The following is a 21,631-nucleotide window of genomic DNA, read 5'->3' as shown; positions in this document are numbered from 1 at the left end:
TTTATAGACATATGTAAACAAAAAGTGATACAGACCTAAATTTCTTACCATTTAGGTCCATATCACTTTCTTTTTTTATTTTCTCAAGCGGAAAATCAAATAGCTGACGTTAACTAAGAGTAAAACACTCCATAGAATAAGGAAAGGAATATTTCCTCGGACAGCATTGTGCCAAATACCTAGGGCGTATAAGGCCATAAATACTAGTGATCCTAGAACCGCTGTCCCTTTATTGTTTTGTGGTTGATTAGACATATAAACCTCCTTTGATTGCTTTTTCTGAACTGGTTTAAAGCCATAAACCATGGCGAGAAAAAGTCTGGCTTGACGTTTGACATCATTAGCCAAAGATCTGTGTGACTGAGCATAGATACCATTTGGATTGTAAAAAGACCTGTCAAAATACTCAGGCTCTTTTCGGCCCCACTTCTTTCTCAATTTGTTGGGTGATCGAAAACCCTTGGTCATCCGATTACGAAAGGCAGGATCATGTGGTTGAACCGGCTCCACATCCAGTTGCCAGTGGCGCTTGAAATTGCCATAGTTGAAACTAGCACCATTAACCACTCCACTCTCAGTCACCTGCTCCGCATCGACCTCATTGAGAAAATTTCCCTGACTATCCAAAATAAACTCAATCCGATTATAGAGAAGAATTTTTAAATTAACACTAGGAATTCCATCTGGATAAATCCCCTTGCCATCACAGAAAGAAATCTTTTGGTGCAGACGCCCCTGATCAAACATGGTGAAAGGTTTCCATCTGAGATAGACAGCTAAAGCTTCTTTGTCTGTCATCCCTGTTTTTTTATAATGTGTCCTCACATACTGGGCCTGTTGACTAGAAATCAGGTAACGTAACTGATGGATTTGTCGCTCAATAGAGAATTTTTTAGATAAGCTGTCCTCAGGAAAAGCCAAATCTACTAACCTGGCAACATCCTTCCAGAAAGCATCATGAGGCGCCAAGTCAGGGTCAAAATAGGATAATAAACGCTGAGTCTCCTTTATCTCCCCAGATAGATCCTCTGGCATCTCTATATAAGCAAGCAATAACTTCAGCACCTGCAGTGGCTGGTATTCCTTTTGCCATTCCTTCCATAAGCTAGAAAAGGCTTTTGAGCCTATGAGCATCTCATCTCTCCTCAATAACATAAGTTAGTTTAATCAGTGGTCCCTTTTATGAACTCCTCTATCTTAGCAACTACCTCTTTGGTCTGATAGTGATAAAGATAATGTGGGGCATCATAAAAAGTCAGTTCGATATTTTTCTGATCCTTTGCAAATCTGGCCGCATAATTTCGCCACTCCTCCTTGCTAAAACTCGTGCCTTCTCCATTAGAAACCAAAAGTAAGGTGGGGATTTGTGAATTTATCTTAGCATCAACCTTTTTAGCATTTTCCTCAACAGATAGGCTCTCATTTAACATAGCTTGTGACAGTATTTGACGATAAGCTATTCGTTGATAGAGGCGTCGATCACTACTACTTAGATTTTCATTAGGCACATATAAGCGACTCGGTATATACCTTAAAAGACCTAATTGACTTCCTAAACGAGCCATACGTAAAATCTGGGAATGCATTCTCAATTGCGAATAACTCTCTGGTAGAGACCAATCTAAGCCGATGACTGCCTGTATTTCACTTGGATATTTTTCTTGCCACAAAAGCGTTTCTAAGGAAGCCATCGAATGAGAAAGAATAATATAAGGACCTGATACTTGTGCCTTGGCTAGGGCTTGTCGTGTCTCTGAAAGAACCTCAGAAACATCTCGGGACTTAGATGTGTCCTCACTGTAACCATAGCCAGCCCTTTCAACAACGACTATCTTATACTGCTTCGAAAGCCCATCATACAAGTCTTTAAAATCTAGAATGGGAGAGGCTGTTCCAGCACCAGAAAGAAAAACTAGAGTTTGTGGCCCCTCCCCCTTTACAAAGACGCTCATGTCATGGCCATTAACAGACACCATTTGCCCCATAGGGTTGAGAGAAGCCTTCTCTCTTTGCAAGGATAATCTGTGATAAGTAAAGCTAGACAGTAACAAGAGCAGGACTGCTCCCAGCAGAAATAAAAGTCTTTTCCTAAAAACGTGCATGCTTTATCCTACTAAAAAGTCAGCTAGCTTAGCTAACCGACTTTCTGATTTATTCGGCATCTGGGCGTGATTTGCGAGCAATATCAGCAAGGATATTTTCTACAAATTCTGACACAGCTTCAGTGTGTGTTTGTTTTTGTCCATAGCGACGAACGTTAACAGTTCCGTCTTCCATTTCCTTATCACCAACAATCAATTGGTAAGGGATTTTTTGTGTTTGAGACGCACGAATCTTGTATTGCATTTTCTCGTTACGTTCATCCACTTCAACACGGATACCACGGTCACGAAGTTGTTTAGCAACTTCCCAAGCGTAATCTGTGTGGGCTTCATTTGAAACTGGAATAACAGTCACTTGTTGAGGTGCCAACCAAGTTGGGAAGGCTCCTTTATAGTTTTCAATAAGGATAGCTGTAAAGCGTTCCATTGTTGAAATAACCCCACGGTGAATCATAACTGGACGGTGTTCTTCCCCATCAGCTCCGATGTATTTAAGGTCAAAGCGTTCTGGAAGCAAGAAGTCCAATTGGATAGTAGAAAGTGTTTCTTCATTACCAAGGGCAGTCTTCACTTGGATATCAAGTTTTGGACCGTAGAAGGCAGCTTCACCTTCTGCTTCAAAGTAGTCGAGTTCCATGTCATCCATGGCTGATTTCAACATGCTTTGAGCATTTTCCCACATTTCGTCATTGTCGAAGTATTTGTGAGTATCTTTAGGGTCGCGGTATGACAAACGGAAACGATAGTCAGTCAAGTTGAAATCTTCGTATACGTCGATGATCAATTGAAGCGTACGTTGGAACTCATCTTTGATTTGTTCAGGTGTTACGAAAGTATGACCATCATTAAGTGACATTTCACGCACACGTTGAAGTCCTGTAAGGGCACCTGATTTTTCATAACGGTGCATCATACCAATTTCAGCGATACGGATAGGCAATTCGCGGTAAGAATGCACATGGTGTTTGTAAACTTCGATGTGGTGAGGACAGTTCATTGGACGAAGAACAAAGGCTTCACCATCTCCCATATCCATTGTTGGGAACATATCTTCACGGTAGTGATCCCAGTGACCTGAAGTTTTATAAAGTTCTACAGAAGCAATTGGTGGAGTGTAGACGTGTTGGTATCCTGCTGCTACTTCCTTATCAACAATGTAGCGTTCCAAGACACGACGGATTGTCGCACCATTTGGCAACCAGAATGGAAGACCTTGACCAACCTCTTGAGAAATCATGAACAAATCAAGTTCTTTACCAAGTTTACGGTGGTCACGTTCTTTAGCTTCTTCAAGACGTTTAAGGTAAGCCTTGAGATCTTTTTTATCGAACCAAGCTGTACCGTAGATACGTTGCATCATAGCATTATCGCTATTTCCACGCCAGTAAGCACCTGCAACATTCAAAAGATGGAAGACTTGGATACGACCAGTTGATGGTACGTGTGGGCCACGGCAAAGGTCAACGTACTCACCTTGACGGTAGATAGTCAAACCACCTTCGTCTTCTGAGTGCTCTTCAATCAATTCCAATTTATATGGGTCATTTTTGAAGATTTCACGCGCTTCGTCTTTAGTCACTTCTTCACGGATTGATGGGAAGTTTTCTTTAACGATTTTCTTCATTTCTTCTTCGATACGAGGAAGGTCTTCGTTAGAAATTTGACCAGCTTCATTGTCAGTATCGTAGTAGAAACCATCTTCGATGGCTGGACCAACACCCAAATGAATATCTGGGAAAAGGCGACGAGCTGCTTGGGCAAACAAGTGAGCCGCTGAGTGACGCAAGATTGGAAGAGCGTCTTCGTGATCAGGTGTCACGATTTCGATGCTTCCATCTTCAGTGATAGCACGAGTTGTGTCAATCAATTTGCCGTTAAATTTACCAGCAAGAGCTTTCTTAGCCAAAGAGTTGCTGATAGATTGTGCAATTTCAAAAGTTGTAACGCCAGATTCGAATTCACGAACAGCGCCATCTGGGAAAGTAATGTTAATCATAATTAAGATGTCAGAGCCCTAAAGGATGAGCCCCTTCTTCCTTTCTATTTAATCTTTTTGTTGTAATAATTTGTTTCTAGGATGCTTTGCAATTCCGTCTTATGCCAATCCGCTCCAATCAATATCTTGTTGACATTAAAGTCTAGCTCCCTGCCATCATTTAGAAAAATGCGAAGTTTATAACCAATAAACAAGCGTTTTTTAAACTGATAAGACTTAATCGTCTCTTCAGGAAATTTGGCGATAATATCTCCTATTTTTCCTAAAGGTGTAATAGAAATAATGAAAATCTCTGTTTCTGTAAAAACAATTAGGAAATAGGCATTGGCTGTTCCACCAAGTCTTTGGGTAGCATAGATAGCGTGCATAGTCTCAGCAAGACCAGCATCCACACCGTGGTCAATCAAGTAGGCCTTGATAGCTTCAAATTTGAACCCCATCATATTCTCCTTCAACTAAAAAGATAGTGCCACTTCATTCTAAACAGTCCTTTTTGTAATCAATAGAGAGAATATTTAGTCACAAAGTAAAGCTTTTCTATCTATACTCGACGTTCTAAAAATTTCAAAGTATCCCGAACAACATAAAAAGCGACATCCTCAAAAGGACGTCGCAACGTGGTTCCACCTTAGTTCGTGTACGACAAAAAATGAGTTTGCCCTACACCTCTGATTGGCTCTAACGTGGCCACCGTTTTATGTTTGCATAAAAAGTTAATCGAGTAGTCCCAATCATGTCCTCTGCGTGATTCCCAGCGACACACGCTCTCTGAAAGATTTCCCATGACTGATATGTCTCTATGCGTTATTATAGCATGAAACTGTAATTTTTCAAGCTAATTATCTCTTTTATTAATCAATTCTAAGATTTTATCTGACTAGGAAAATCTGATAGCTTTCCTAATCCAAAAGTTTCGTGATATTTTTGATTTTCTTGACCTGTTTGGCTGATCCTTTGAGGATACGAACAGAACCATTAACAGGCAAGGTAATAGCCTTGGTTGGCAAGTAAGTCACCATACGCGTCAAGCGTTTCATGGTACTATCTTCACCATTCAAATCATTGTGGAAATCCTTAGAAATCGTGAGGTCCAAGTAGTACTCATAGACACGTTTTCCAAAGTTTTCTGCAGAAATTTCATAAAGCTTGTCGGCCCACTTAGTCTCGTCTTTTTCTGGCGTTGCAATGGATGCTTCCAAAATGGCCCCAGCTAAATCATTATCATGATAATAAAGCGTTCCAAACATCTGGTCCGTAATCACATTATCCAAATAAGGATTTCCATGAGCAATAATCGGAGTACCGCTAGCCAAGGCTTCCAGATAGGTCAAGCCCTGAGTCTCACTGGTTGATGCCGAGATGAAGAAATCAGCAGCCTTATAGTAAAGAGCTGTTTCGCCAGGTGCAATCATACCTGTGAAAACCACCTTATCCAGAATACCAAGTTTCTTGGCTTGAGACTTCAGGTCTGGTAGGTAAGGGCCATCGCCAGCAACAACTAACCGAACCTTATCGTCTTCCTCTAAAACCGAAGGTAGAGCCGCCAGAACTGCTTGGATATTTTTCTCATAAGAGACACGAGACAAGCTCAACAACATGGTTTCATCCGAAGCAATACCAAGCTTGGCTCTCAAGTCCGCTACATCTTCTTCGGTAATCTCTGGACGCTGGAATTTCTCAAGTTCAATGCCTGTTGGAATGACCCGTTTTTCAGCAGCAATCTTGTACTTGAGTAAAAGGTCATAAACAATCTCGCTCGGACAGATAACCCCATCCAGATCGCTCATAAAGCCACGAACAATGTACTTAACCATACTTGGACGGATGACCATACCTTTGGCAATATAGCGGACATAGTCTTCATACTGAGTATGATAAGTGTGCACAACAGGAATCCTAAGTTCACGCGCAATGGCAATCCCTAGAAGCCCTAAGGAGAACTCTGTCTGCGTGTGAATAATATCAAGCTTGTACTGTTTTGCAATCTCTAGAGCCTTAGAAAAGCCACGATAAGCCACTCGGCGATCCTTAAAAGCAAAGAAAGGCACACTGGGAATACGGACAATCTGCCAGTCTTCATAGCGGTCAACATCTCTATCAGTCGTGGTAAAGATAAAGACTGTATGCCCCATTTTTTCCAACTGCGTCTTCAGTGTGCGAATACTAGTCGCAACACCTGATACCTGTGGAAAATAGGTATCTGTAAACAATCCGATACGCATTTAAATCTCCAATACTTCTTTGTAGGCTTCAACAAGTTTTTGGGCGACATCATCAATCGAGCGACTTTCCGCAACCTTGTAACCTTCTTCACGTTTGTCCACTTTACCATCGATAATATCTTGCAAGGCTACTACAAATTCGTCCACGTTATGCCCAAATGAGGCAGAGTTGTCATCAACCCAGCCCTCATAAACAGGAATATCACGCAAAACCACATGTTGGTGACTGGCAAAGGCCTCTAGCACTACGATTCCTTCGGTTTCCTCATAGGACGGAAAAAAGAAGGCATTAGCACCACTCATAGCTCCCTGGAAGACAGCTCCCTTGAAGTAACCTGGGAAGCTGACATTATCAGGGTGCTTGCCATTGACAATGTCTCGAATCTTCTTAGGAATCAACCATTTGCTGATACTCCCTAACCAAATGAAACGAACATGAGGCATCTTTTCGGCAACCTTGACGAAATCTTCAATTCCCTTGCGTTGGAAATAAAGACCCGCACAAATAACCACTGGCTGTCCTTCCTCGATACCAAAGTAGTCTCGGAAAACTTTTTCCTTACGTGGATCCTTACCGTATTTTTTTAGATCAATCCCATTTGAAACAGCAATGATTGGTGTGGTAACTCCGTAAGACTGAATCAATTTTTTGGAATACTCAGATGGTGTAATCACGTAATCGGCCTTTTGATACATGTGGGCCAAATAATTCCCAAAAAGTGGGGCCAAAAGGTTAGAACCGATGAATGAATTCTCAAAGTCTTCACGTGTCGAATGACCATGCATGATGACCTTCTTGCCACGGCGTTTTGCAGCATGCAACAACATCAAACTACGTGGACCATAAGTATTAATATGAACGACATCGTAATCACCCAAGATGTCCGTTGTATAGGGAATCCCCGCCAAGTCCAAGGCATGCATCTGATGGTGGAGAGCCCGTCCGATTCCTGATTTTTCAAGAACCGACTTTCCTTCAAGATAAAGTAGAACTTTCATACTCTTCATTATAGCTTAATTTAGTAGAAATTTCATCCTGCAGTTGGCTTTATCTTGATTTCTCATTTAATGAGATAGGCATTCCAACACTAAAAAAGATCGAGCATTCTCGATCTTTTAGGTCATCATCTTAAACGTCTTTACGGCGACGATGGCTATATGCTACACCCATGACTGCTGCCATTTCTGCTGCCACACCGAGGGCAAGCAAGGCAGTATCGTTAGCTTGACCAGTCTCTGGAAGTTGAGGTCCTGATTTCTCAGAGGATTGAACTGGCTTAGCTGGTTTTGGCGTCACCGGTGGAGTAGGCGGTGTTGGTGGTGTTGGCGGAACCACTGGTGGTGTCGGTGGGACACTTGGTGGTGTTGGCGGTGTAGGAGGTTTTGGAGGAATGTAACTATTGTTAAATTCTGTATCCAAAGGAAGGAGAACTGCTGCTACAAGCAGATTTTCCTTTTCACCCACAGTCTTGGTAACAGTCACCTGGAATTTAGCTACCATGTTATCATAAACCACATCGGCTTCATTGCCCTTGACTTCTTCAACAGTGTAGTAGTAAACACCTGGTTTGTCATAGACAATGTTTTCAAAACTAATGTTTCCTTGTGCATTATTGGTCACTGTTTGGATAACATTACCCTTGTCGTCCTTAAGAACGAAACTAAATTCACCATCTTTGAGGTTACGGCCCGTAAGAACCTTGGTCAATTCGAATTTGGCCTTGGCTGGTTGCACTTCTTTCACATAGTTATTAAAGACAGTGTCTTTTGGATTAGCGACCGTTGATACCAAAGCATCGCCATCTCGGGTCACTGTAATCCAGACAGTCGCTTTCATACCATCATAGATGATATCTTCGTTAGTTCCCTTAACTTCTTCAACAGTATAAGTGTAAGTTCCTGCCTTATCAAAGTGAAGTTCACTAAATGCAACACGACCATCAGCTGTATTTCCAACAGTTTCGACAATATGGCCTGCACTATCTTTGAGGACAAATTGGAACTCATTAGCAGTCAAAGTTTGGTTAACACCTGCCTTAGTCAATTCCTTACTGAACTGAATAGCAGCTTTAGCTGGAGTCACAAACTTGTTGTTAAAGATAGTGTCTTTTGGATTAACTACGGTTGAAACAAGAGCATCACCATCACGTGTTACCGTGATAGAAACAGCAGCTTTCATCGTATCATAGACAATTGCATCATCCTTACCTGCAAGTTCTTCAACAGTGTAGTTGTAGGTACCTACCTTGTTAAAGGTCAACTCACTAAAGGCAACCTGACCGTCAGCTGTATTTCCAACAGTCTCAAGGACTTTTCCAAAACGGTCTTTAAGGACAAATTGGAATTGATCTGCTTTTAGACCTTGCTTAACACCTGCCTTGGTCAATTCCTTACCAAATGCAATTTTGGCCTTGGCTGGTGTTACTAATTTATTGTTAAAGATAACGTCTTCTGGATAGGCAACCTTAGCAACCAATTTAACTTGGTTATCTACAGTTTCACGAACAACCTGAATAGTGATATTGGCTTCGAGTTTGTCGTATACCACATCTTCGTCATTTCCTGGAACTTCAGTCACACGATAATGATAGACGCCTGGCTTGCTAAGTGAGAGATTTGAAAAGACAATTTTACCCTTGGCATCATTAGTGGTTTCCCCTAAGTCAACAGGATTGGCACTATCCGTCACATCAACCAGTTTGAAGGTAAATTCTTTGTCCTTGAGGTCTCTGCCTGCCAAGTCCTTCTCAAGTTCAAGATTGAAATGAGCGAGATTATCCCCGATGGCATCTCCACGACCTCCAACTAAGCGAATGGTTGACTTGTAAGAATCAGAAACAACATCCGCATGGAGTTTAATACGGTTGACAGGGTTGGTTGATTCTTCAACAGGTTTTGTCAAACGGGTTTGATACCAAACATAAACCATGCGGTCCAACTGATTGAGTTTAAGCTCAAAATGGGTGTCGTCATAAGAGAAACTCTTAATCAGGTCCATAGCTGATCCCTTGTCAATCCAAGGATCTGCCGAATCAATGTAGCGGAGTTGCAAAGAACCGTCCACAAATCGTTGATTGTCAGACCAAGTGTCAATCAATCTCAAGTTGTTAAGAACACGACGTGAGTAGTTAAGACGCATCTGCCAATTCAAAAGCGTAGGATCATTCTTGTCTTGACTACCCCACTTAGAAATAACCTCTTGATCTGGAGGAGGTGACTGCACTTTACCCACTGAAACATGAATGATACGTCCCTCAAAATCAAGAGTAAGATGTTCCCCTTCATCTACTTCTTCAGAATAAAGGGTATCCAACTCCAAACTCATGAGCTTATTGTTGGGATGTGTTTGGAAATAGTTATTAAAGGTCGTTGTGACACGATTCTTCTCAGGATCAATTTGAGCCAGACCTACAATTTGATTGTCTGGATTATAGACATTAATATCGTATCTAGTACGGAATCGCAACTGCTCAGGCAAATTAAAAATGACCTGATCCCCTTCATTGATGGTCATATCATCAGGGAAAGGAATATTGTGGTAAACAACCTTGCTAGTAGCATACTTGCTATTTCCATTTGGAAATTCCATTTCCACATCAGGATTTTGAACATTAATTTCAGTTCCTGTCTTAGTCACCTTGACATCCGCTGGAATTGGACGACTTAGATTGGTAACCTTAAGTCCGAAATTATCAGATGAAGTGGAACTACTATTACTTGCTGCAGCAAGTTCGCTAGCACTAGCTTCTCGTGTTTCATTGACTGTAACAGGTTTCTCACTTAGCCCCTCACTAGTCTTATCTTGTGATGAACGCGTTTGCTCAGAACTTGCAACCGTTTGCTCTTGACGCGCAACTTCACTAGAAATAGCAGTCACTGAGATAGCACTTGTACTTTCTGCCTGAGCAGTAGGTTCAGCTGTCACTTCTTGACTTGAAGAACTAGTGTTTGTCCTTTGGCCCCCACCATCAGACTCACTGGCTTCCTCAAGTACACTCGTAGCTGGCTGTCCCGTAGGCTCTTCAGCTTGTTCTGCATTAGCGGTACTTACACCAAAAACTGCAGACGAAAGTAAGACCGAAGCAACGCCCACCGTAAACTTACGGATGGAGAAACGCTGCCTCGAATCACCGAATAGGTTATTCATGATTCTATCCTCCCATTTTTACAAATCTTAACATTTTTGTAACCCTTTTCAACCAGAATTATACACTATTTTCAGAACTTTGCAAGAAAATTATTTACCCCTTTGGAGGTTTTGTAAAGATTTCTAAGATATCAATAGATAGTGAAATTTTTAAACCCTTATATTATAGGCTTTCTTTCGGAGTCTCTCTTTTAATATTGTTTTTCTTTCTCATTTTATTGTCATAATTTTAATTCAAATTTTGTCTAAAAAATACTAAAATTCAGATTTTCTCTTCGAAAAATGAGAAGATTATCTTGTCTAAAGGAAGAAAAAAACTGCCATTCTTAAAGGAATAGCAGTCGTCTTTAAATTAATTAAGAAAATGAGCATAAATACTCATTTAAAGTATTTTAGGCAAGCTCTTTGAGAAACTCCACTAAGATAGCAGCTGATTGTTTCCCCGCCTGAATAATGAATTCGTCAAAAGTAATATTAGCGTCATGGGCTGCTGTATCACTCATAGCACGAACAACGATGAAAGGTTTCTTGACACTGTGTGCAGCTTGAGCAATGGCTGCTCCTTCCATTTCCACGGCTAAGACTTCTGGAAAGTGCCCTTTAATAGCATCAATCTTATCCTGACCTGCAATAAAGCTATCACCAGTCGCAATAAGACCAATTTTAGAGTCGATAGAGGCTTGAGCCAAAACCTTTTCAAAAGTCTCTACAAAGCTAGGGTCACTTTCAAAGTAAAGTGGCTGCATAGACATTTGGCCATAATCATAGCCAAATGCTGTCAAGTCAACATCGTGATAGGCCAATTTTGATGCCACAACGACATCTCCAATTTTGAGCCCAGGTGCTACTGCTCCTGCAGAACCAGTGTTAATGAGGGCATCAACGCCAAAGTGGTCGGCCAGAACAGCCACAGACATGGCTGACATAACCTTACCAACACCTGATTGCACCAAAACGACGTCGTGTTTTCCCAAGCGTCCTGTGTAGTAGGTATTGCCAAGAACAGTTTCTTCAACCTTATTTTCCAATTGCTCCACTAGAAGCACTAACTCCTGCTCCATGGCAGCGATAATTCCAATTTTCATATAGTTCCTTTTCAGCTTGTAATCTTGTCTGAATCAGTAGACAGAGCTATCTGACTCATAGACTTATTAGAAATAAAAGACAGCAATGAAGAGAATAATCAAGAGGACGACAACCCAAAAGAGGATGCGATTAAGCTTGTGCTGGAATTGATTGCGTTTAGCATTCTCAATCCGACGGCTCTTGTAAGCAGAGGGCTGATAATTAGCTTCATAGTCCTCATCATAGAACTCTTGATCATAGTCCTCATAATAAGGATGTTCCTCTAAATCGATTTCCCCACGCTTAGCCTGCTCAATGACATCGTCAGTCAAAAGTGGCTTACTCATAACTTATTTTCCTCCAAAATGAAGTGCATAGTATTGGAGAGCGATGATGGTTTTAGCATCTTGAATAGCCCCCGAAGCTACAAGTTCCATACATTCCTCATAAGTCAACTCATAGATTTCAAGAAACTCATCTTCGTCAAGTGGGCGTGGATTTTCAACAGGCTTGAGGTTTGTAGCCACATAGAGCTTGATTTTTTCATTACAGAAACCAATGGCTGTGTAAAACTCATGAATCAATTTAAGTTCACCCTTATACTGGGTCTCCTCTTCAAGTTCACGCGCTGCTGCAGCCATCTCTTCACCAGCCTCACCAACTTCCAGTTTACCCGCAGGAATCTCGTAGGAAACCGCCTCAATAGCCTTGCGGTATTGTTTGACGATAATGATTTTTCCTTCTGGGGTAACCGCTAAAACAGCTACTGCTCCCTTGTGGAAGATGAGCTCACGACCAGCCGTCTTACCGTCTGGCAAGAGGACCTCGTCTACTGCAACTTCAAAAATATGTCCCTTAAATTTTGACTCACGTTTGAGTGTTTTTTCTTCAAACTCCATGACTTGACTCCTTTAATCTATAACCCCAATCTAAATCATCTCTCCAATAGAAGTAAGACTTAGATAGGCTTAAGCCTACTTATGTTGGCTTGGATGATGAGGCTTCTTAGTAGCATAACCTTCTTTATTGACCTGACGGCCACGTCCAATGGCTACGCTGTCAGCTGGAACATTCTCTGTAATGGTTGAACCAGCTGCTGTAAGTGCATTGTCCCCGATTTCAAGCGGTGCAATCAAAGTTGAATTGCTTCCGATAAAGACGTTGTTAGCAATTTGGGTCTTGAATTTATGTTGACCATCATAGTTTACAGTGATTGTCCCTGCACCAAAGTTAACGTCAGAACCAACTTCCGCATTACCAATGTAGGTCAAGTGACCAGCCTTGGTATTTTCACCGATAGTAGAACCCTTAACCTCGACGAAGTTACCGATATGAACATCTTTTTTGAGGGTTGAATCTGGACGAACATGGGCAAATGGACCAACGGTAACACCTTTTTCAACCACTGAATGCTCAATCATAGAGTTAGTGATAACAGTATTGGCACCGATAGTTGAATCAACAATATAAGTCCCATTGGTAAGCACTGACTCTGCACCAATCTTAGTTTTACCTTTAAGTGTCACATTAGCTTCAATGACAACGTCTGGCTCAATTTCCACATCCACATCGATATAAGTGGCGTTTGGATTTTGGAAAGTAACACCATTAACCATGTGAGCTTGGTTGATGCGACGACGCATAACATCTTCTGCCGTAGCCAAGGCAACACGGTCGTTAACCCCGAGACTTTCTTCAAAGTCACGAAGAGTGAAGGCACCTACTTTTTCACCATTCTCACGGAAAATAGAAATAACATCAGTCAAATAGTATTCCCCTTGAGCGTTGTTAGTGTTGATATTTTTAAGTGCTTCGAAGAGGCGTTTATTATCAAAAACGTAAGTCCCTGTATTGATTTCTTTAACCTGTTGTTCAAACTCGTTGGCATCTTTTTGCTCAACAATCTTAGTCACTTCGCCATTTTCGTTACGGATAATACGACCATAACCAAATGGATTGTCGGCAGTTGCAGTCAAGATAGTCGCAACATTTTTGTGATTAACATGGAAATCAATAAGGTTTTTAAGGCTTTCACCAGTAATCAAAGGCGTGTCACCGGCGATAACAAGCGTTTGCCCTTCAAGTCCAGCCAACTCATCTTCAGCCATCATTACTGCGTGACCAGTCCCCAACTGCTCAGTTTGCATAGTGAAGGCAGATTGACCGTCCAAAACCTCACGAACAAGCTCAGCCTTGTGACCAATAACAGTAACGTTTTTAGCTGGTTCGATAGCTGAAACTGCACGGAAAACATGCTCAAGCATAGTGATGCCTGAAACCTTGTGCAATACTTTTGGAAGATCTGATTTCATGCGAGTTCCTTTACCCGCAGCAAGTATAATAGCGTAATTACTCATTTTCTTTTTCCTTCTTAAGATTTTTTTGTGATGGTTTCCTTCGAGGCGGTCTTAGCCTTGAGCCCCAAATCTCAGGGCCTCCACCTCCCACTGGGATAGCCTACGAAAGAAAGGGGCCTTGAAAACATAGTCTCTCATTTCTTAGAAAATATGTCCTCATAACTGACGTTTTTTAGGGCCTCTGATTATCTATAATCGCCCTATTATACCATAAATGAAAAGGTTTTGGCAGAATGAAAGGTAATGAAAAAAGAGCTGACGCTCTTTTTCTAAGAATAGTTATCCTATAACCATTCTTTGTATTTCTTAATATAGATATGCTTCACAAAGGTAACACTAAGCATATATAAAGTAATGATGATAAACAAGAGAATGAAATAGAGACCGTTTAGATGGCTGAGTTTTAAGAGACTAGCCAATGGACTGTATGGAAGAGAAGTCACAAAGAAAGCAGCAAATAAGGTTGTCACAACAACTGATAGTGCTGGGTGACTTTGAATAAATGGTAGTTTTGGTGAACGTAACATGTGGATAACCATGGTTTGAGACCACATAGATTCGATAAACCAACCTGTTTGGAAAATAATGATAAAGGCTGCTGCTTCTGGTGAACCATGAACATAGCCATGCCCCAAAATCATTGGCACAATGATGAAATAGAGCAAGATATATGTCAAAATATCAAATACGGACGAAATAGGTCCTATCCAAGCCATGAAACGCATGATTGATTTAGCTTCCCAGATATGTGGCTCTTTAAGAAATTCCTTGTCCACATTGTCAAATGGAAGGGCGATACAAGAGATATCATAGACAAGATTTAGGACAATCAAATGCACAGGTGCCATTGGTAGGAATGGTAAGAAAATGCTGGCAAAGAGGAGAGAAAAGATATTCCCGAAATTTGAAGAAACGGTCATCTTGATATATTTGGTCATATTAGCATAGACCTTCCGTCCTTCAACCAAACCTTTTTCCAAGACCATTAAATCCTTATCAAGCAAGATAACATCTGCAGTTTCTTTGGCGATATCAACAGCTGTATCCACAGAAATCCCCACATCTGACACCTTCATGGATGGGGCATCGTTGATACCATCACCCATATAGCCTACCTTATGCCCATTTTCCTTAAGGCTTAGGATAATTCGTGCCTTTTGGTCTGGGGATAACTTAGCAAAGACTGTTGTCGTTTCCACAGCCTTAGCCAAATCTTGATCTGACATGGTATCAAGATCACTTCCAAGTAGAATGTGCGTCACATCTAGACCAACTTTTTCACAGACAGCCTGTGTCACCTTATCATTGTCTCCAGTCAAAATTTTTGTGGTCACACCATATTCCGCCAAAGCCTTGATAGCAGGTGCTGCTGATGGTTTTGGTGGGTCAAGGAAGGCAAGATATCCCGTCAAAATCATATCACTTTCATCTTCGACACTAAAGACGTCATTTTCATTAAGCTGTGATTTGTAGCTAACACCGAGAACACGCAAACCTTGTTCATTCAACTGTGCAACTTCCGCAAGGACTTCCTCACGAACATCGTCAGTCAATGGGATAATGTCTCCCTTGTATTCCACATAGTTAGAAACAGAGAGCATTTCTTCAAGGGCACCTTTTGTCACCATGCTAACAAATCCATCAGTGTCTTGAACAATGACACTCATGCGACGACGTTCAAAATCAAAAGGTAGCTCATCAATCTTGTGGAAGGTCTGGTCAAGGTCACGAACGATGTCATGTTTCTTAGCTTCTCTTTCAGTTCGGCTAATAATGGCACGGTCCATAAGATTTTTTAAGCCAGTTTGGAAATAAGAATTAAGATAGGCTCTCCGAAGTACTGATAGGTCAAGGTCACCATGGATATCAAGAGGGTACTCAAGAACGATTTCATCCTGAGTCAGGGTTCCTGTCTTATCCGTACAAAGGATGTCGATAGCCCCTAGGTCTTGAATAGCATTAAGTTTTTTGATGACCACCTTTTCCTTGGCCATAATGATAGAACCCTTGGCAAGACTGGCTGTGATAATCATCGGCAACATTTCTGGGGTCAAACCGACTCCCACACTAAGGGCAAAGACGCCGGCTTCAAGCCAGTCCCCATCTGTTAAACCGTTAATCACAAAAACAACAGGAACCATAACCAACATGAGTCGAATCAAGAGCCAAGAAATGGAATTCATCTCACGTTCAAATGAAGTTGGTTCGTCATAAGTATTGATGGTCTGCTCAATTGCTCCCATCATGGTTTCATCACCAACAACTAAAACCAAGGCTGTTGCACGACCAGAGATAACATTAGTTCCCATGAAAGCAAGGCTCTCACTTTCAAGCAGGCTCTCTAGATTTTGACCATCTGCTTTAGCCAGACAAGCTTTTTCCACAGCATCACTTTCACCTGTCAAGCCAGACTGTTGAACAAAGAAATCACGAGAATCTAGTAAGACCACATCAGCCGGAATCATATCTCCCGCACTTAGTTTGACCACATCACCAACCACAATTTCATCAATTGGGATTTCTTGCTCACTGCCATCTCGAAGTACTGTTGCTGTATTGACAATCATGCGAGACAAATTACTGGCAGCCTTGTCGCTACGAAGTTCTTGAATAAAACGGATACCACCAGATATCAAAACTAGAGTGACAATGATGATAGAAGTCGTTGGGTCTTCTTCACCCGGTTTAGCAAGCCAGACATTGGTGATAAAGGAAACCAGAGCAATGACTAAGAGAATGACAGTAAAGGGATTGATGATAGATTCATAAATCTTTTTGATGATAGAATCCTCTTGTCCTTTGGTTATGACATTTTCCCCATAAAGGTCACGGTTTTCTTCTACTTGGTCTTCCTTCAAGCCATCCAAATGAGTCTTGTAGCGAGTAAGGGTTGTTTCAAGTGGCTCTTGAAGAGCAGCAATAAGTCTTTCTTTATTTGTTGACATTGGAATCTCCTTATTTAATCAGGAGCCAATCACTTATGGAGTCCCTAAGACACTAATCAGCGATTGACTGGTTAGGTGCGGTTCGGGGTGATCGTCGATTAGTCTCATAGGTTTCTCCTTTCATTTTTTTACATAGTGGGTGGACCTCAGACAAAAGAAAAGAGTCCTACCCATATACAGGTAAGACTCTATAAACTCGAGGTTGATTTTTTAATAGATTCTGTCAAAAAATGGACCGTTCAAGCTTTAGCTCCGCAAGGCGATGAAATGAGCTTAGTCTTGACCTTGACGATCAGGACTGTTGACCAACGAGTAGTGTCTCCACTGCTTTGCGGTAGTCATCCGTATCCTTGTGGTAGCCTCACCTACCGTATTTCACTGAAAATAATACTCCTAAGGCGGTAACTTGTCAAGGGGAAAAGTTACTTTTTGCTTGAGTGGGTAATAAAAAAAGAGCTTCCGCTCTTTTTTGTAAGATATTCTTTTGTAAAATGGATTTTTTTAGACTTTCCTTAAGTGAGTGCGGACGTCAGCGAACTTCTTCGAAGCTCCATGACTAATTTTTGAGCCCCTTCACTTTTTAATTTCTAGGCTCAGGCTAAAACAGTTCCCCAAACTGTTTTACTCTCAAAAATTCCGAGTTCTAGAAATACTTGTATTTCTAGAACTTTTCTCACAGCGGAAAGTCTCGTTAAGTGCTCGCTTTGCTCGCTAGAAACAAGTCAAATCAAGAATGTCATTATTTATCCTTGACCGGTGTTAAAATCATGTCTCCATAATATCATCGCCTAGAGAAATTGTTTTACCATCTTTAAAAATTAAAAAAGAGCACTTGGCTCTTTCCTACTTTCTTTGCTTGATATAAGTCCCTTGTAGCTTACCATGTAAGATGTAATCCACAGACTTGAGCTCATCAACAGTTCGACAATCAAGGGCACACATGATGAGACGAAGGTCATCCTTCCAGCCATTAACGATAGCCACAACCTTATCCACAGGGTAACGTTCCACCAATTCAAGGACAGTTCGTGAGAGGCCTACACCTTTTGCTCCTAAGACCAGACATTTAACCATATCAAGTGGATTGCGCACGCCACCAGAGGCTAAGATTTCCACATCTTCACGAAGATCTTGGGCTTGCAGGAGGGTCTGAACCGTACTTTGTCCCCAGTCATTTAGGTAATCACGGTTGCCGCCTCGACTATTTTCAATATAGGCAAAGCTAGTTCCACCACGACCTGAGATATCCACAGTTTTGATGCCCTGAGACATGGCGTAACGAATGGTTTCCACATCCATACCAAAGCCGACCTCCTTAAGCACAAGAGGAACCTCTATTTTCTGTGCATAAGCCGCCACATTTTCCTTCCAGGTATGGAAAATACGCTCTCCCTCAGGCATGAGAAGCTCCTGCATAAGATTAACATGGAGCTGTAAAAAGACTGGGTTCATAGTTTCCACCGTCTTAATGCCCAGGTCCACAGACTTATCCACACCGATATTAGTCGCTAGGTCTATGTCTGGAAACTCTTGGCGATAGTCAAATGATTCTGGTTCTTCTCCCTTTAGAGCAGCACTGTAGGAACCCGTCACCATGAGAATACCTGTGCGGCTGGCCACCTCAGCTAATTTTCGATTAACAGCACCACCCTTGGCGGAACCACCTGTCATGGCATTGATATAAAAGGGAAAATCCCAAGCTCGTCCCGCAAAATGTGTGGACAAGTCAATCTGATCTAAATCATAAGTCGGTAGAGACTTGTGGATAAGTTCCATATCGTCAAAACTATTGTAGGGCGACTGGTACTTAAGGGCATAACGGATGTGATCGTCTTTACGATTTGTCATAGGTTATTTCTTTACTTTCTTGCGTGATAATGTCTACTTAGCTGACCCCTAAACCTCATACAAAAGCTCTATACCTTCCTGTTGCCAACGCTCGACTAGAGCAGCTCGGCTAGCTTGGTCAAAGGCAAAGGCGATACCACAGTCTCCACCTCCTGCTCCAGAGGACTTAGCAATGGCATCTAGGCCTTGCTCAGCTTCTTTGAGTTTTTTCAGCTTGGCCACATAAATATCTGGACTAAGTGATTCCAACTGGTCACTGACAGTTTGAAGGCTGCTCTTAAGCAAGTTCTTATCTCCTGTTTCCAGAGCCTTGATAGCAGCTTGAACAGCCGCTTCAGTTTCACTTAGATACTTGCTTGATATACGAGATTTGGCCATCTTAACCATGTCTTTTGAAATAGCAGCTTGCTTGGTCCACCCCACCAAAAAGTGAGCTTGGAGAACTGGCACTACAGGACTGATACGATAGTCCCAGTCTTTATCCAAAAGCTCTGATAGAGTTATTTGGTCTATAAGCTCTGCTATTTTTTCACGGTCAAAAGAACGATAGGAAATCAGATCCTCGTATACGATACAAGCTAAATCTCCCATAGAACCATTATCTCCTTGCTTGAGGAGGGTGTAGCTAGCTAATTTAAAGAGAATGTCTTTGGATAAGTCTTTCTGAAGGGCTGCTGCCAAGGCATTGAGGGTCAATACCACAACAGAACCCGAAGAACCGATACCAAATTTAACCCCATCTCGTTCCAACTTTCCAGTGATGGAAAGGTCCAGAGCGGGTAACTTCTCACCACAAAAGGCCTCAAAAGTATTCAAGGCCTCTTGAATGAGGGCGTAATTTGCGTCTGGCTCACGACTAACACTATAGTCAAACATGTCTGAGGACAACTGGGTAGTTTGTGCTTTCTTGACCTCTGCTGACATGAAAATGGGAATAAATTGGATTAGGGCTGTCTGCCCAGCTGTTAAGACTGAGTATTCTCCAGCAATGTAGAGTTTCCCACCTGTTTTTACTGTGACCTGATTGACCGACTGCTTAGGCATCTGGTAACTCCTTGGTGCGTGAAACAATGACCTGATAGTCCTTACGGAAGTGGTCTGCTAGGCGGTCTAGGTCTTCTTCCAGACAGAGCACCTTAACATTTGGTCCTGCATCCATAGTAAAGTAACACTGCTCACCAGAGGCACGGAGAGCCCTAACCTTGTCCATAGCCTGATAAGAGGCTTCCGTTAGATATGAAAATGGTGGGTTAGCCGTACTTGTTGTTTGATGCATACGAAGAGCATTAGCTTCAGTGAGCTCACCGACCGCTTGGAAATCATTAGCCTTGAGGTAGTCTAACATATCCTTGTAATCCTGCTCAGACTGTTTAATCCACTCTGGGAAAGAAGTCGATGTTTCGGTACACAATTTCATACCGTCACGGCTTGATACGGGTTTCTTTTGATCTGTCAAAACCAGCATAATCATAGCCAATTTGAGGTCTGTTTCCACTTGGTAAACTTCACCGCTATCCTTGTCCCAAGCTGCCAATGGTCCAAAGAAGGACCGTGATGACGAACCTGAAGCAAACTTGGCAATTTGAGCCAATTCAGACTGCGTTTTTCCGACTTGGAAGAGCTCGTTGGCTGCTTTAACTAGGGCAGAAAGTCCTGAGGAACTTGATGATAGACCCGCTGCTGTTGGCATGTTGTTCCAAGTTTCAATCTTGACATGTTGGTTTGGATTAGTACGGAAGAGATCTAAAACCTTGCTGGCCTTGGTTGTTTCTTTTTCCCCTTGGAGCTCATCATCTATATACATGACATCACCAGTCGCATCCTCAGGCAGAAAAGATAACTTGGTTTCCGTATACATATTTTCCAAAGTCAGTGAGATACTACTGGTTGAAGGAATCATACGCTCCGCATCCGCCTTACCCCAGTATTTGACAATAGCAATATTTGCGTACGATTTGACGCTTACAGGCTTTCTATCCACGTGTTTACGGCTCCTTTTTCTTGAAGTTTTTTAGCAATCGTTCGGGCTTGGTCTTTAGTACTTGTCAGTGCAATAATACAGCCACCAAGTCCTCCACCTGACATCTTGGCTCCCAGTGCACCTTGCTCCAGAGCAGTTGCTACTAGAAAATCCGACAAATCACAAGACACCCCTAAAGATTTAAGGTGATTATGGGCTTGAGACATGAGCTGTCCAAGAGTATTTTGGTCCTTAGCTTCGAGGGCGTGTTCTGCCTTCTTACTTAATTCGCCCAGTTGGTTGAGATCTGACAAGGCATCTAAACCAATAGCCTCAACCTTTTCCACAGCCTCACGGGTATTTCCATGGATACCCGTATCAGCAATGACCAGATAGGCACCTAAATTGACCTCGATTTCCTTGAAACCGATATTACGCGTAAAGCTAATGGCTTTGTCACTCAAGCAGGTCTTTGCATCTAAACCACTAGGTTTACTATGGGCAATGGTCTCCGCCTGATGAACTAGCATTTCCAAGGTCTCCTGGCTAAGCTCCTGATCAAAATAATCAAAGACCGCACGAATAGCCGCAATGGCTACAGCCGCAGACGACCCCATGCCACGCTTTTCAGGAACACTAGACTTAATAGCATAGCTGATAGGCTGATTCTTGATTTCCAGATAATTAAGCGCTGAAAAAATCGCTGTCGTCAAGGGATCTTGAGCCTTGAGCGTCAAAGGAGTCTCAGCCGCCTGAATCTGACAGACAACCTCAATATCCTTAAGAGGGAGGGCAAGGGCAGGATGACCATAAACGACCGAGTGCTCCCCCATCAAAATAATCTTACTGTGAGCCTTGCCCACTCCTACTTTCTTAGTCATAAATTACACACACTCACAGACGAATTTGCAGGCGAGTGTCTTTCTAGATTTTTCATACAGATTCTAGTGGTGACTCAAGGTCAATCAAGCATTCAAAGGAGACAAAGA

At 42.0% G+C, this 21,631-nt stretch carries 16 protein-coding genes and 1 riboswitch; all 16 genes read right to left on the bottom strand.

Going from position 1 to position 21,631, the window contains the following annotated elements; all coding sequences use genetic code 11:
* Window positions 1–75: 75 nt before the first annotated feature.
* The 16 genes from BSR19_RS02990 to mvk all read right to left on the bottom strand — a co-directional run bounded on the left by BSR19_RS02990 (window position 76) and on the right by mvk (window position 21,523).
* Window positions 76–1,134, bottom strand: a complete 1,059-nt coding sequence (locus BSR19_RS02990; RefSeq protein WP_107372737.1) for a DUF3114 domain-containing protein — start codon at window positions 1,132–1,134, stop codon at window positions 76–78.
* Between the two features lie 29 nt (window positions 1,135–1,163).
* Window positions 1,164–2,102 carry an alpha/beta fold hydrolase gene (locus BSR19_RS02985; protein WP_107372736.1) on the bottom strand — a complete coding sequence of 313 codons (939 nt, stop codon included), beginning with the start codon at window positions 2,100–2,102 and terminating at the stop codon, window positions 1,164–1,166.
* Between the two features lie 49 nt (window positions 2,103–2,151).
* Entirely contained in the window at window positions 2,152–4,098 is a 1,947-nt protein-coding gene (gene thrS / locus BSR19_RS02980) for a threonine--tRNA ligase (protein WP_002890325.1), read from the bottom strand.
* A 44-nt stretch (window positions 4,099–4,142) separates the two neighbouring features.
* Window positions 4,143–4,538: a hypothetical protein gene (locus BSR19_RS02975; RefSeq protein ID WP_156246541.1), complete on the bottom strand. Its 396-nt coding sequence runs from the start codon at window positions 4,536–4,538 to the stop codon at window positions 4,143–4,145.
* A 459-nt stretch (window positions 4,539–4,997) separates the two neighbouring features.
* Window positions 4,998–6,320, bottom strand: coding sequence for a glycosyltransferase family 4 protein (locus tag BSR19_RS02970; protein ID WP_156246539.1), 1,323 nt, complete (start codon window positions 6,318–6,320; stop codon window positions 4,998–5,000).
* Window positions 6,321–7,319, bottom strand: coding sequence for an LTA glycolipid anchor biosynthesis glycosyltransferase, IagA/BgsA family (locus tag BSR19_RS02965; protein WP_156246537.1), 999 nt, complete (start codon window positions 7,317–7,319; stop codon window positions 6,321–6,323).
* A 130-nt stretch (window positions 7,320–7,449) separates the two neighbouring features.
* Window positions 7,450–10,467, bottom strand: a complete 3,018-nt coding sequence (locus BSR19_RS02960; RefSeq protein WP_156246535.1) for a Spy0128 family protein — start codon at window positions 10,465–10,467, stop codon at window positions 7,450–7,452.
* 392 nt (window positions 10,468–10,859) lie between these two features.
* The gene (locus BSR19_RS02955) at window positions 10,860–11,552 is read right to left on the bottom strand and encodes a 5'-methylthioadenosine/adenosylhomocysteine nucleosidase (protein ID WP_060972447.1); all 693 of its coding nucleotides are present in this window, start codon (window positions 11,550–11,552) and stop codon (window positions 10,860–10,862) included.
* Between the two features lie 66 nt (window positions 11,553–11,618).
* Complete coding sequence (gene macP, locus BSR19_RS02950) at window positions 11,619–11,879, bottom strand: cell wall synthase accessory phosphoprotein MacP (protein WP_037602071.1); 261 nt, start codon at window positions 11,877–11,879, stop codon at window positions 11,619–11,621.
* A gap of 3 nt (window positions 11,880–11,882) precedes the next feature.
* Entirely contained in the window at window positions 11,883–12,431 is a 549-nt protein-coding gene (locus BSR19_RS02945) for an NUDIX domain-containing protein (protein WP_060972448.1), read from the bottom strand.
* Window positions 12,432–12,506: 75 nt separating this feature from the next.
* Window positions 12,507–13,889: a bifunctional UDP-N-acetylglucosamine diphosphorylase/glucosamine-1-phosphate N-acetyltransferase GlmU gene (glmU, locus tag BSR19_RS02940; protein WP_060972449.1), complete on the bottom strand. Its 1,383-nt coding sequence runs from the start codon at window positions 13,887–13,889 to the stop codon at window positions 12,507–12,509.
* Window positions 13,890–14,173: 284 nt separating this feature from the next.
* Window positions 14,174–16,834, bottom strand: a complete 2,661-nt coding sequence (gene mgtA / locus BSR19_RS02935) for a magnesium-translocating P-type ATPase (protein ID WP_002890316.1) — start codon at window positions 16,832–16,834, stop codon at window positions 14,174–14,176.
* A gap of 224 nt (window positions 16,835–17,058) precedes the next feature.
* Window positions 17,059–17,214: riboswitch (M-box (ykoK) riboswitch) on the bottom strand.
* 463 nt (window positions 17,215–17,677) lie between these two features.
* Complete coding sequence (fni, locus tag BSR19_RS02930) at window positions 17,678–18,682, bottom strand: type 2 isopentenyl-diphosphate Delta-isomerase (RefSeq protein WP_156246531.1); 1,005 nt, start codon at window positions 18,680–18,682, stop codon at window positions 17,678–17,680.
* A gap of 48 nt (window positions 18,683–18,730) precedes the next feature.
* Window positions 18,731–19,726 (bottom strand): phosphomevalonate kinase, encoded by a 996-nt coding sequence (locus BSR19_RS02925; protein ID WP_060972450.1) that lies wholly within the window; start codon window positions 19,724–19,726, stop codon window positions 18,731–18,733.
* On the bottom strand, window positions 19,719–20,663 hold the full coding sequence (gene mvaD / locus BSR19_RS02920; RefSeq protein ID WP_060972451.1) for a diphosphomevalonate decarboxylase: 945 nt from the start codon (window positions 20,661–20,663) through the stop codon (window positions 19,719–19,721). The genes BSR19_RS02925 and mvaD overlap by 8 nt, the downstream gene beginning before the upstream one ends.
* Window positions 20,645–21,523 carry a mevalonate kinase gene (gene mvk / locus BSR19_RS02915; RefSeq protein ID WP_060972452.1) on the bottom strand — a complete coding sequence of 293 codons (879 nt, stop codon included), beginning with the start codon at window positions 21,521–21,523 and terminating at the stop codon, window positions 20,645–20,647. Before mvk ends, mvaD begins: the two co-directional genes overlap by 19 nt.
* Window positions 21,524–21,631 lie beyond the last annotated feature (108 nt).

The organism is Streptococcus salivarius (assembly GCF_009738225.1).
Taxonomy (GTDB): Bacteria; Bacillota; Bacilli; order Lactobacillales; family Streptococcaceae; genus Streptococcus.
The sequence above is the reverse complement of the archived record's forward strand: the minus strand, read 5'-3'. Positions and strand labels throughout refer to the sequence as shown.